The 12867-nt window shown below is 32.8% G+C and carries 10 protein-coding genes and 1 tRNA gene; 6 read left to right on the top strand and 5 right to left on the bottom strand.

Annotated elements, in window-relative coordinates:
* The first annotated feature begins 126 nt into the window (after positions 1–126).
* From FBFL15_RS14995 to FBFL15_RS14980, 4 genes are all read left to right on the top strand, one after another.
* Positions 127–1005: a flavin reductase family protein gene (locus FBFL15_RS14995; protein ID WP_014085354.1), complete on the top strand. Its 879-nt coding sequence runs from the start codon at positions 127–129 to the stop codon at positions 1003–1005.
* Positions 1006–1032: 27 nt separating this feature from the next.
* Complete coding sequence (locus tag FBFL15_RS14990) at positions 1033–1467, top strand: DUF3127 domain-containing protein (RefSeq protein WP_014085353.1); 435 nt, start codon at positions 1033–1035, stop codon at positions 1465–1467.
* 334 nt (positions 1468–1801) lie between these two features.
* Positions 1802–5206, top strand: coding sequence for a hypothetical protein (locus tag FBFL15_RS14985; protein WP_014085352.1), 3405 nt, complete (start codon positions 1802–1804; stop codon positions 5204–5206).
* A gap of 85 nt (positions 5207–5291) precedes the next feature.
* Positions 5292–5852 carry a hypothetical protein gene (locus FBFL15_RS14980; protein WP_014085351.1) on the top strand — a complete coding sequence of 187 codons (561 nt, stop codon included), beginning with the start codon at positions 5292–5294 and terminating at the stop codon, positions 5850–5852.
* Between the two features lie 62 nt (positions 5853–5914).
* On the opposite strand, the gene FBFL15_RS14975 is transcribed toward FBFL15_RS14980, so the two are convergent.
* Positions 5915–5988 (bottom strand) — tRNA-Ala (locus FBFL15_RS14975).
* Between the two features lie 55 nt (positions 5989–6043).
* The gene (gene holA / locus FBFL15_RS14970) at positions 6044–7048 is read right to left on the bottom strand and encodes a DNA polymerase III subunit delta (protein WP_014085350.1); all 1005 of its coding nucleotides are present in this window, start codon (positions 7046–7048) and stop codon (positions 6044–6046) included.
* Positions 7049–7159: 111 nt separating this feature from the next.
* Here holA and FBFL15_RS14965 point away from each other — a divergent pair, with 111 nt between their 5' ends.
* Together FBFL15_RS14965 and FBFL15_RS14960 are read left to right on the top strand one after the other, a co-directional pair.
* Positions 7160–7612: a type I restriction enzyme HsdR N-terminal domain-containing protein gene (locus FBFL15_RS14965; protein ID WP_014085349.1), complete on the top strand. Its 453-nt coding sequence runs from the start codon at positions 7160–7162 to the stop codon at positions 7610–7612.
* Positions 7613–7619: 7 nt separating this feature from the next.
* Positions 7620–8654: a glycosyltransferase family 2 protein gene (locus tag FBFL15_RS14960; RefSeq protein ID WP_014085348.1), complete on the top strand. Its 1035-nt coding sequence runs from the start codon at positions 7620–7622 to the stop codon at positions 8652–8654.
* Between the two features lie 65 nt (positions 8655–8719).
* Here FBFL15_RS14960 and FBFL15_RS14955 read toward each other — a convergent pair whose 3' ends face one another.
* From FBFL15_RS14955 to FBFL15_RS14945, 3 genes are all read right to left on the bottom strand, one after another.
* Entirely contained in the window at positions 8720–10282 is a 1563-nt protein-coding gene (locus tag FBFL15_RS14955) for a hypothetical protein (protein WP_014085347.1), read from the bottom strand.
* A gap of 257 nt (positions 10283–10539) precedes the next feature.
* Positions 10540–11205, bottom strand: coding sequence for a hypothetical protein (locus tag FBFL15_RS14950; protein ID WP_014085346.1), 666 nt, complete (start codon positions 11203–11205; stop codon positions 10540–10542).
* Between the two features lie 475 nt (positions 11206–11680).
* Entirely contained in the window at positions 11681–12724 is a 1044-nt protein-coding gene (locus tag FBFL15_RS14945) for a helix-turn-helix domain-containing protein (protein WP_014085345.1), read from the bottom strand.
* Positions 12725–12867 lie beyond the last annotated feature (143 nt).

Raw genomic sequence — 12867 nt, 5'->3', positions numbered from 1 at the left:
GCAAAATTACATTTTTTTTCTGGGGTTGCAAGTGTAATCCATCTAAATGGGCATTGCAAAATAAATAATTGCTTTTCAATACAATCTAAAAAGATGTTTAGTATTTTTGCTAAAAAATGATTTCAAATGATTAGTATTATACCTTCCGAACTCTCGGTTTCCGAGCTCCAAGGCTACCTTCAGGGGGCAGTTGCTCCTAGACCCATTGCATTGGCTAGCACCGTTGATGTGTTGGGATGTCCCAACTTGTCGCCTTTCAGTTTTTTCAATATTTTTAGTGCCAATCCACCAATATTGGTGTTTTCGCCTGCCCGCCGTGTTCGAGATCACTCGCTCAAACATACCCTTATCAATTGCGAGGCCACAAACGAAGTGGTTATTAATGTTGTGTCTTTTGATATGGTACAACAAATGTCGCTCTCTAGCACAGAATATCCATCGGGGGTAAACGAATTTTTAAAATCTGGATTTACTCCAATAGCATCGCATGAGGTCAAACCTTTTAGAGTTTTGGAAAGTCCCATTCAATTGGAGTGTAAGGTAAACGAAATCAAACCTTTAGGCACACAAGGAGGGGCAGGGCATTTGATCATTTGCGAAGTAGTGAAAATACACATCAACCCCTCGATTTTGGATGCAGATGGCAGCATCGACCCCGAAAAAATAGATTTAGTCTCTCGATTAGGCAAAAACTGGTATTCTCGTGCCAAAGAGGGGCTTTTTGAAGTAGCAAAACCCTTGGTCAATTTGGGTATAGGCGTAGATGCCATTCCGATGGCTATTCAAAAAAGTACCGTATTTTGTGGCAACGATTTGGGAAAATTAGGAAATATAGAAATTTTGCCAAATTCAGAAGAAATTAATACATTTGTACAAGAAAATTTAGAGATGCAAAATTTTTTGAAAACATCTAGCGAAAATGCGGTTTTTGAAAAAGCCAAAGCTTATTTGGATCAGAATCAAGTCCTTATGGCTTGGAAAGTTCTTTTAGCTTATCAACAATAGAATCAGAATTATTTAATATATATCAAAATGGAAGTTATCGGAAAAATCAAAGTCATTAATCCAGAGCAACAGGTTAGTGCGTCGTTTAGAAAAAGAGAAATCGTGGTTGCTACAGAAGAGCAGTATCCGCAGTATATTTCAATCAATTTTGTTCAAGATAAATGCGATACTTTGAACAATTTTCAAATTGGTGAAGACGTTAAAGTTTCAATCAATTTGAGAGGAAGAGAATGGGTAAATCCACAAGGCGAAGTCAAATATTTTAACGACATTCAAGGATGGCGAATCGAAAGATTGGCAGCACCAGGAGCTCCAGCACCTCCACAGTATCAGCAACAAGCACCCCCACAATACCAGCAGCAAGCTCCTGCGCAGCAATTTCAGCAGGCACCCCCTCAAGCTCAAACATTTCCTCCAGTAACCAACTTTACAGAGGAAGAGCACGATGATTTGCCTTTTTAATTTTAATATTTCTAAACCCAAACTTTATGGTATTTGATCCTAAGAATATCAAAAAGCTTGGGTTTATTGTAATCTAAACTATAATTTATACCAAATATATTTATAAAATAGTCCAAAGATGCGTAGTTATTTTTAGAAAAAATTGTCAAAAAAAATCGTTGCATAGCTGGGCTACGGAACTATTTTTTTTGAATGATTTTAGCAAAAAAGAACCAATAGATTGGACTATTTTATATGTATATTTGGTATTAGTACAATATCAAACAACCCAAGTCAAAAAAATTTTTATTTTATAAAAACATACTACTTTTGGCACTTATTCGTTGTATAAAGTATGTTGAAATTTTATTTGAAAGTCATTTTATTTGTTTGTTGTAGCACAGCTTATGCTCAAGAAACTTTTATATTGCAAAAAAAAAAAAAAATACATGTTTTAAAAGATAGTATTTATTTAGAAAAAAACAGTATCAATCCCACTTTTTTTGAACTGAAAAATGCTCAAAATCAAATTTTAGACACCTCTTATTATCATATTGATTTTCAAAAATCGTTATTAATTCTTAAACCAAAATTTCAAAAAAGTACAGATTCAATACAAGTGAGTTATCAAAAATGGCCCGATTTTTTAACAAAAAAATATGCTTATTTTGACGACAATAGAATTGTAAAAAACGAATATGGCGACCAATTGTATAAAAGTAAAGACGACCAAATAACGCCATTTAAACCATTAGATGGACTAAATACTTCGGGTAGCATTAGCCGTGGACTCACTATTGGAAACAATCAAAACTCGGTTGTAAATTCAAACCTCGATTTGCAAATTACAGGAAAAATAGCCCAAAATATCAGTCTAAAAGCCTCAATTCAGGACAGTAATATTCCCCTAAAAAACGATGGATATTCGCAAAGGCTCAACGAGTTTGATCAAATATTTATTGAACTTCAGGCACCGCAATGGCAGGTTAGGGCTGGAGATTTGTTTTTGGAAAACAGACAATCCACTTTTTTAAATTTCAATAAAAAACTACAAGGCGTTTCAACCCAAATAACAACCCATAGCCAAGATGCAAAAACCAATATCTATGCCTCGGCAGCAGTAGTTAGAGGGCAATATGCTAAAAGTAATTTTGTAGGACAAGAAGGCAATCAAGGGCCCTACAAACTTAGAGGCAGCAACGACGAATTGTATGTATTAGTCATTGCAGGTTCTGAACGTGTTTTTGTAAATGGAATTTTATTGGAACGAGGCGAAAACAAACAATATGTTATCGATTATAATGCTGGCGAAATTAGATTTACAGCTTTGTTTCCTATAAACTCCGAAATGAGAATTGCAGTCGAATACCAATATACAAATCAAAATTTTACCCGATTTGTGGCTTATTCTGGCGTGCAACACGAAGCTAAAAAATGGCAGTTGAGTAGTTTTATATACTCTGAAAATGATGTAAAAAACCAACCATTGATGCAAAACCTATCAGCAGATCAAGTATCATATTTGGTGGCCGCTGGCGACAATCCAAACCTGATGGTGGCACCGTCGGCCTTTTTGGATACGTATTCTAATAATAAAATTTTATACAAAAAAGTCATCCAAAACAACGAAACTTTTTTTGAATATTCTAATAATAGTACAGACGAGTTGTATCAAGTAAAATTTTTATTGGTAGGTAATAATCAAGGGCATTACAGGTTGGAAAGTGCCAATGCTATTGGCAAAATTTACCAATATGTTGCACCCATAGGCGGCATACTTCAAGGCAATTATGAGCCAATAGTCAAATTAGTAGCTCCTATAAAACTTCAAATGGCTACTGTTTTTGGGAAATATAATCCAAACGACAAAACAAATATTAGCTTTGAAGTAGCGGTGAGCCAGCACGATCAAAATTTATTTTCAAATCTTGATGATGCAAATAATATAGGCTTGGCCAGCAAATGGCACCTCAAGCAACGGTTAATCAGCAAAAAATGGCAATTGGATGCGTTGGCCAATTTTGATATTATACAACAACATTTTAAACCCATCGAGAGGGTTTTGTCTATAGAGTTTAACCGTGATTGGAGTTTGCCAACAGTAGGAGGGGAGCAACAATATTGGGTTTTGGGGCTTCAGGCAACCCACCCACAAAAAGGATTGCTGCAATACCAATATGAAAATTTGGCTTTTGGCAGTTCATTTTCGGGGAACAAACACCTTTTTTTGGCTCAAATGCGACATCAAAAATGGCACATTTTTCAACAAACCAGTTATTTGCAAAGCCATAGTACGGAGGCCAACACCCTTTTTTTTAAAAACGACAGCAAAATAACATATACAATACAACAAAATCGTTTTGGATTGACTTCCAAGTCAGAAAACAACCAACAAAGGCTATGGAATACCAATACATTATCAGCACTAAGCCAACGATTTAATGCATTTTCGGGTTTTGTTTCAAGGGGCGATTCTACCAAAGTTTTTGTAGAGTTGGGATTTCAAAAACGATTCAACGACAGCCTTCAACAAGGTATTTTGAAAAGAGTCAATCAATCCACAACTTATTATATCAAATCAAAATTAATTCAAAACCAAACTCAACAGTTGTCTTTTTATCTGAACCATCGAACCCTTGCTTTTGAAAATATTTTACAAAAAAAAGAAACCGCAATTAACTCTAGGATATTATACAACGGCACTTTTTTGAATCAATTGATACAAAACACCTTTGGTTATGAAACCCAGTCGGGCAGCGTTTCTCAACAAGAATTTACGTACATTGAAGTGCCCCCAGGACAAGGAGTTTATGCTTGGAACGATTACAATCAAAATGGGATTCAGGAACTACAAGAATTTGAAACAGCTCCATTTCCAGATCAAGCCAAATATGTAAGGGTGTTTTTGCCAAACCAAATTTTTGTTAAAACACATCAAAATAAACTAACAGAAAATTTGATTATCAATCCAAGTGTTTGGCAAAATAAGTTTGGAAGCCAATCAATTTGGACACGATTTTACAACCACACCAATCTTTTGGCTGAACGAAAAATACTGCAATTATCAGATCATTTTGATTTGAATCCTTTTGGAAATTCAAATCAAGCTTTGAGTATAAATACTCATTTGCGAAATGCCCTTTATTATAACAGAGGCAAACAGCAGCACGCTATAACCTACACTTTTTTGAAAAGCAATATCAAAAACTGGTTATCTGTTGGCTCGGTCGAAAACCAAAACCAGTTGCACCAATTGCAATACGAACATTTGATACAAAAAAGTTGGCTTGCCGCTTTTCAGGTCAAATCGAGTATTGTTGAGGTCAGTTCAGAAAATTATACCAGTCGAAATTACAAAATCAAAAGTTTTGATTTGATGCCTTCCCTACGGTATTTGTTTTCCAAAACAACCAATTTGGATTTTATTATGGCTTATCAGCAAAAAGAAAACGTCCTTTTGGGTTCGGAAACTTTAAAGCAAAGCCATCTGGGATTGGTTTTTTCGTACATGGGTCAAAGCAAAACATCGGTTAGTGCCGAAACTCATTTTTATAACAATCAGTTTCAGGGCAATCCCATTTCGCCTGTTGCTTTTCAAATGCTCGAAGGGCTTCAGGCTGGACAAAACAGCACCTGGCGACTGATGGTTCAAAAAAATATTACCCAATATTTGAATCTTAGCATACAATACCAAGGCAGAAAATCGGCCACCTCGCAAACCATTCATACTGGAAATATTCAGTTAAAAGCCTTTTTTTAAAAAAATGTGGCTCGATTTTTGAAAGATGTATTTTTGAATCAAAAAAATGATTAATTTTATATTATAATTTAAAAAATCAAACACAATGAAAAAGTTACTATTATTAGCCATTTTCGCTTTATTTTCAAACTCATTTTATGCACAAGATGTGGCAGGAATGGCTACCAAAGCTAAAAAAGCCAAAAAAGAAGCCTCGACAAAAGTAGTTGAAGCCAAAAAAGATGCTAAAGCTGCCGAAGCTAAAGCTAAAAAGGACGCTGCAGATGCAGATGACAAAGCTAAAAAAGAGGCTAAAGCTGCCGAAGCTAAAGCTAAAAAAGACGCCAAAGCTGCCGAATCCAAAGCCAAAAAAGAGGCAAAAACCGCCGAAACTAAGGCAAAAGAAATGCCAAAAGCTGCTGAAACTAAAGCCAAAAAAGAGGCAAAAACTGCTGAAACCAAGGCAAAAGAAATGCCAAAAGCTGCTGAAACTAAAGCCAAAAAAGAAGTAAAAGCTACTGAAACCAAAGCCAAAACCACTGTTACAAAAACGACAGACAAAGTAACAGGCGAATACAATGGAAAAAAAGTATATACAGGACCAAAAGGAGGCAGATACTACATTAACGACAACGGAAACAAAACGTATATTGCTAAAGATAAGTAGTTTATATTCCTATAAAAGTAAAAAAAAACCGCAATTCCAAAAGGATTGCGGTTTTTTTGATGTGGAGAATATCGGATTCGAACCGACCACCTCTTGCCTGCCAGGCAAGCGCTCTAGCCAAATGAGCTAATCCCCCAATGCGGTGCAAATATAAACATATTTTGGATATGTACAAAAAATAATGGGTTTATTTAATTAAAAATGCTAATCAACATTTCTTTAAGCAAATCGCCCATTGGTATAGAATTGCTGCCAACACCTTTGCTCTTCACGTCTATATCACGTAGGGTAGCCACAATGGCACTTACTTTTCGCATCGGATAATTTTTTAGGGCTATATCATAATCTTTCACGAAATAAGGATTGATTTTTAATACGACCGCTACATTTTTGGAACTCTTGTCTTTCAATCCATGATATTGAAGCAATTGTACAAAATAACTAAATATTAAACTTGTTGTAGCTACAATGGGATGTTCTTTAGGATTTTCGGCAAAATAATGGGCTATTTTATAGGCTTTTACTTGATTGCGTTCGCCAATGGCTTTTCTAAATTCATATACATTAAAATCTTTGCTAAAGCCAATATTGTCTTCAATAATTTTGGGTGTTATTGCAGCACCAGAAGGCAAAATGATTTGTAATTTTTCTATTTCGTTATTAATTTTGTTCAAATCAGTACCCAAAAATTCGACTAACATGGCATTTGCCTTAGGTTCTATCGTAAGGTTTTTGCCTTTCAATACACGTGTGATCCATAGGCCAACTTGATTTTCATATAATTTTTTGCTTTCAAACACCAAGCCATTTTTTTCGATGAGTTTGGTTACTTTTTTGCGTTTGTCTAGGGTTTTATATTTATAACAAATCACCAAAACCGTAGTAGCCATGGGTTGTGCAGCATAGGATTCAAGTTTGTCTATAGTTCGGCTCAGTTCTTGGGCTTCTTTTACAATAACTACTTGGCGGTCGGCCATCATGGGGTAGCGTTTGGCACTCCCAACAATGTCTTCAATGGTAACATCTCGGCCATATAAAACCGATTGGTTGAAACCTTTTTCGTCTTCAGATAATACGTTTTTTTCTATATAATCAGATATTTTATCTATATAATACGGTTCCTCACCCATCAAAAAATAGATAGGTTTTATATTTCCTGCCTTAATATCGTTTACTATTTTTACTGCTTCGTCCATAATGCTTTTTTGGGCTATCCCAATACTGATTTTTTTAATAAAAAAACAAAATTACAACAAACCTCAATACAGGCACTTTATAATTCCTATATTTTTATTTATTTTTGTGCCATGCAAGAATTAAACTTTCCTGTTTTTGAATTTAGATTTAAAAAAATAGCCAATAAAACGGCTATTTTTGATGAAATCAGAAAAAAATTTATAATCCTTACCCCCGAAGAGTGGGTGCGACAACACGTGGTTCAATATTTGATACAAGTTTTGCGGTATCCAAAATCGTTGATAAATGTTGAAAAAGTATTGAAAATCAATAATTTAACCAAAAGATATGATGTTGTCGTTTTTCAAAAAGATGGATCTATTTTTTTGCTTGTGGAGTGTAAAGCCCCACAAATTAAAATTTCGCAAGACACATTCGACCAAATAGCCCGCTACAATTTGACGCTCAAAGCCCAATATTTGATGGTAAGTAATGGATTGAATCATTATTTTTGTAGCTTGGATTTTGATGCAGAAGCTTATACTTTTTTGTCTCAATTGCCTTTAATGAACCAACCTAATTGATTTTTTTATGATAGCATCACCATTAAAAATTGCCATTGTCATTTTAAATTGGAACGGCAAAACACTTTTAGAACAGTTTTTGCCCTCGGTACTTCAATTTTCGGATGGAGTAACGGTTTATGTAGCCGACAATGCCTCTACAGACGATTCTGTTTTATGGTTACAAAACCATTATCCAGAGGTTCAGATCATTCAAAATGCTTATAATTTTGGTTTTGCACAAGGCTATAACGAAGCTTTGCAGCAGGTAGATGCCGATGTGTATGCGCTAGTAAATTCTGACATTGAAGTAACCCATAATTGGTTGGTCCCTATTATACAAACCTTTGAAAACGAACCAAATACTGCAATAATTCAGCCAAAAATTTTGGATTTCAAAAAACAGAAATATTTTGAATATGCAGGAGCAGCTGGTGGTTTTATAGACCGTTTTGGTTTTCCATTTTGTAGAGGTCGTTTTTTTGACACAATAGAAGAAGATTGTGGACAATACAACGACAATACCACAATATTTTGGGCTTCGGGGGCTTGTTTTTTTATACGAAAACCCGTTTTTGATTCCTTAAAAGGTTTTGATCCTGATTTTTTTGCACACCAAGAAGAAATTGATTTGTGTTGGAGGGCTATCAACCAACATTATCATATCAAATATGTGAGTCAATCCACGGTGTATCATGTGGGTGGAGCAACATTAGAACAAGGAAATCCACAAAAAACGTATTTGAATTTTAGAAATTCATTATTGATGCTTACCAAAAACCTTCCTCAAAATCAGTTATATAGTACCTTGTTTTTTCGATTGATTTTAGATGGATTGGCTGGGATACAATTTCTTACAAAAGGCAAATGGAGTCATATATGGGCAATTATCAAAGCTCATTTTAAATTTTATCAAATGTTTGTCCGGTTTTACAAAAAACGAAACAACCCTACAATACAAACATATTATAAGGTACAGAGTATTGTATATTTATATTTTATAAAAAGGCAAAAAAAATATTCTGATTTGAAAAAAAACAGTTCAACTGATATGGAATTTTAGAAAAATAAAATAGGATAAAAAAAAGGCTGCACAATATTTTTGTACAGCCTTCTCATAATTTTGTTCTACCAGAGTACTTGCGTTTTTATTGCAATAATTTCAGTATTTGTTAATGCCGTAGCAACCAAGTTACATTGTTGATCACCATAAGCCATAGAGGATGTCAGTGTATAAATGCCATGTCCTGGTGTCAAACTAAAGCTATCTGTATTAGGCGGAGTAGTAGCTATTGATGTGGTACCGTTAGAATAAGCACTTGATAAATGAACAGCTGTAATTTTAACAAAAGTGTTGGCGTAGCAAATTAAATATTCATCTGCAAAAGTTTTAAAATTACCATGTGATCCAGACACGGTTACTTTATAAGTACCAAAAGCCGCAACAGGTAAAGTAACCACTCCATTAGTAGCCACGCTATCAACTCTTTTGGAGGTCCCCATAGTTACTACTTTACCAGATGCATTTACCCCTAAAGCTGCAGTGGAGGCAGTAGATGTGTTTACAGACGCAGAGGTAAGTTTGGTTAATTTAAGACCACTATCATCTGCTGTACCAGAATCTATTTCTAATTTAGTAGAAGGTGAAGATGTTCCAATTCCCGTATTTCCAGAAACTAAATCTGAATAAAACACTGTGGCGTCAGTATTATAATTTCTAATAGCAAAAGCTCCAGAACCTGAGGCTAGTTTTGTCCAAGAACCCGAGGCATTACCGATAGAAATATAACTAAAATTATTCAAAGTTTGACTACTCGTAAATCTGGCTACTTCTTTTACGGATGATTGAACATCTAATTTTGCCAAAGGACTTGTTGTACCAATACCTACTCTGTCATTCAAGGCATCTAAAGAAAATGTTCCACTATCAATATTGTAGGCATTGATTTTTGTATTATCTGTTGAAAACGTTATAGTTTTATCTTCCATTACAACATTTCTATTTCCAGCAAGAACACCATCAACTGAATAAAAAGTAGGTAAGTTTGTAACTGAAGGCGATATCCATTGTGGTGCTGCAGAAGTCCCTTGGCTAAATAACAATTGACCAGTTGTTCCAGCGTTGCCTCCAGGCATTAACTTTCCGGATAATTTAATATTACCAGCTACATCTAATTTTTCCGTGGGACTTGTAGTTCCTATCCCTACATTTCCAGTAGCACTAATTCGCATAGCTTCAGATGTAACGTTTGTTTCAGATGCAATACTAAAACCTAATCCAACACCTTTATCAGATGGACCTCTTAGGATATCAATACCACCCGTTGCAACATACCAAGACAATTTTATTCCACCTACAGAGGTATAAGTACCAGTTCCTGCTTTGCCATACATTTCTATAGATACGGGTTCTCCAGCACCATCGTTTGTTGTAGTAGGTGTGAATTTCCCGCTACCATTAACAAGTAACTTATTTGTTCCGGGTAGTACACCAATACCTACTCTTCCAGCAGCATTAATAAAAAAATCATTGGCTTGTTGTGCAACTGTAGGGGCTCCTGTTGCAGCATTATCTTTTGACGCATCCACATTAAAAACACCTTGAGGGTTGGTTGTACCTACTCCTACTTGTGCGTAGGTACCAGCTGCAGATAGCAGCAAAAATGACAATAGTAATTTAGTTTTTTTCATTGTATATATTAAATAATTGGATTGAATTGACTAGCTTTACAAAAAAGCTGTCAAATTATATGTTTGGCTAATAATAATCGCTAAAATTTTTAATACCTCGGCTATAGTTGAAATTATTCAAAGCTAAAGGGGGCTAAATTGTAAATAGAACAATAAATGAATCTAGCATTTTTTAGGTGTCCTTACAGGGACGAGTGTTAAATCCAATCTTTTTTTTGGCAAAATAAGCCTCAAAAAAACGATTTCCACTACAATCCCTAACACCAAAAATGATGTAATTTATAAAAATTAGCCCTAGATATTATACTTTTTGGAGGGTTTTCATCAAAAGGTAGCACCCAATTGTTGAATTTGTTTGTGGGGGTACTAATGATTTTGCGGGTATCTATTTCAAAATAAATGACTATCATGTCTATCTTAGGGTTTAAATCCCAATCCAAAACTGATTGTTGGTTAATTAAACTGGTTTTGAAAGGTTTGAATTTAGCATTTTTAAAAAACAAATACTGTTTTTCTTTAATATTTGGTGCTGTCTCGCTAATTACATTTATCAAAATAGGGTTTGATAAAATCTTTTTTTCATTAAAATCATTACATTTTCCCTGATTTGAAATACTAGCAATGGCTATTTCAACATGATTACCCGTTTCAATATGCACTGCATTTGGTGATGAAATTAAAATACGTTTGTCGTTTGTGGTACGACAAATTAAGTTTTGAGTTCGGTTTGATTGCATTTCAATAGTACCATCTCCTGAAATGACCGAATGGTCTAAAGTTAAGTCCATGTTTCGAATCACTACATTTTGTTGAGCTATATAAACAACTCCTTTGATATATACACCAGCAGAATCTATTGCATGTTGCCCAAATGACAAATGCGAAAATACAATTGCAAATATAAGAAAAAGTTTAAAATTCACGACAATAGTAATGTTTATAATCTAATACATATAACTGCCACAAATATACATAAACTGTGTCAGTATTTCCAAATTTGATTTTTTTACACTTGTTTAAAATGTGGTTTTTTTTTTGAATTTTAAAACATAAATTACAGTTGTAAATGGGTTAAATGTTGAAAAATTAAAACTTCAACGTTAAAAAAAATTAACTTGTCGATTTTTTTATTTTATTTTATTTTATTTTTGGTTATATGATTTTTTTAAATATTTTAAAAAATATTTATAGCATGTATTTTTTGTTTACAAATTATTTAATAAATTAAAATAAATAAGAAAAAAATATTATAAATGTTAAAAATATTAATAAAAGTATAAATTTAGCAACTATTTTTTATTTAAATTATGCTTTGTGTTAAATAATTGTTTAATCTTTCTAAAATAACATGTAAAACATTCAAAATGAATAAATTAAAGTTTAAAAAAATCAATAACATTAAAATCGGCTGTCGTTTTTTTGAGGATAACATAATTTAAGGTAATCTGACGGAGTGATATTTTCAATTTTTTTGAAAGCTTTATTAAAAGTCGATTGGTTTTTAAAACCTGAAATAGTTGATAAATAACTCACTTTGAATGTATCATTGTCTTTATTATTCAAAAGTGATTTAAAATAATCTATTCTGTATTGATTGATAAAGTCATTAAAATTCATATCGGCATATTGATTAATAGCTTTTGAAACATAGGAAGAATTGGAATTCAAATATAAAGCAAGGCTAGATAATGTTAGGGAACTATCTAAAAATTTTTGCTCTTTCTCTATACTGTATTTAATTTTATCAAATAAATTTTTGATTTGTTCATTATCAAATACAGTTTCAGGATTCAAATTAGAATATGCAAGCGTTGTATTTTTAATGGATGTTATAGATTTAGTTATTGGTAAATTCTCTTGTTCATGCTCTTCTCTGAAAACGAAATATTTGTAATCATTATTCTTAAATAACTCACTATAAGTAATGAATTTTAAGGTTAATATAAGAATTAAGATTGTATATATGGAAGTATTCATATTAAAATAAAAATAATAATCATCGCTTACTATAGACAATTCATCAAGGTTATTGATATAATTAAAACAATTATATTTCAAAATTATTAAATTTAAAATAGTTAATAAACTTACAATAAATAACCATTTATAAAAATAAGACCTGCTTGTGATGTTGTAAGCTACTATTCCTACTGAAAAGTGCCAAGTAATTAAATGCGGTGAAAGTTTTAAATAGAAGAATGTACCTAAAAACACAAATACTAAAGTAGAATTGGTATAGAATAAAAAATTATTTTTGGTTAATTGAAAATAATATAAATAGATTAAATATAAAATATTAAATAGTATAAAAATGGTATATCCTATAAAATAGAATTTAACGTCCATCAAATAATAAAAAGTAGCGTTAATGGCTAAAAATACAAACAAAGACAAAAAGTAAATTTTGAATAGATTTTTTAAATTCGAGAGTTGAAGTAACATAACTTAGTAGGTTTTGACTAAACAATTGTGTTGTTTTTGATTTTGAATGTATTTTTAAGCATTATTATTGTTATAAAAATTGTTTAATATAATGAATTCATAAAATGAAATGATAAAAAACACATTAAAAACTAAATATAAAA

The sequence above is a fragment of the Flavobacterium branchiophilum FL-15 genome, from assembly GCF_000253275.1.
GTDB classification, from domain to species: Bacteria; Bacteroidota; Bacteroidia; order Flavobacteriales; family Flavobacteriaceae; genus Flavobacterium; species Flavobacterium branchiophilum.
This window is presented reverse-complemented; position numbering and strand designations above follow the sequence as displayed.

What these genes read in the sequence shown, in the direction of transcription:
- FBFL15_RS14980 (WP_014085351.1), top strand. Translation starts at nt 5,292, where the DNA reads ATGAAAAAGTTACTATTATTAGCCATTTTCGCTTTATTTTCAAACTCA.
- holA (WP_014085350.1), bottom strand. Translation starts at nt 7,048, where the DNA reads ATGGACGAAGCAGTAAAAATAGTAAACGATATTAAGGCAGGAAATATA.
- FBFL15_RS14955 (WP_014085347.1), bottom strand. Translation starts at nt 10,282, where the DNA reads ATGAAAAAAACTAAATTACTATTGTCATTTTTGCTGCTATCTGCAGCT.
- FBFL15_RS14990 (WP_014085353.1), top strand. Translation starts at nt 1,033, where the DNA reads ATGGAAGTTATCGGAAAAATCAAAGTCATTAATCCAGAGCAACAGGTT.
- FBFL15_RS14945 (WP_014085345.1), bottom strand. Translation starts at nt 12,724, where the DNA reads ATGTTACTTCAACTCTCGAATTTAAAAAATCTATTCAAAATTTACTTT.
- FBFL15_RS14985 (WP_014085352.1), top strand. Translation starts at nt 1,802, where the DNA reads ATGTTGAAATTTTATTTGAAAGTCATTTTATTTGTTTGTTGTAGCACA.
- FBFL15_RS14965 (WP_014085349.1), top strand. Translation starts at nt 7,160, where the DNA reads ATGCAAGAATTAAACTTTCCTGTTTTTGAATTTAGATTTAAAAAAATA.
- FBFL15_RS14995 (WP_014085354.1), top strand. Translation starts at nt 127, where the DNA reads ATGATTAGTATTATACCTTCCGAACTCTCGGTTTCCGAGCTCCAAGGC.
- FBFL15_RS14960 (WP_014085348.1), top strand. Translation starts at nt 7,620, where the DNA reads ATGATAGCATCACCATTAAAAATTGCCATTGTCATTTTAAATTGGAAC.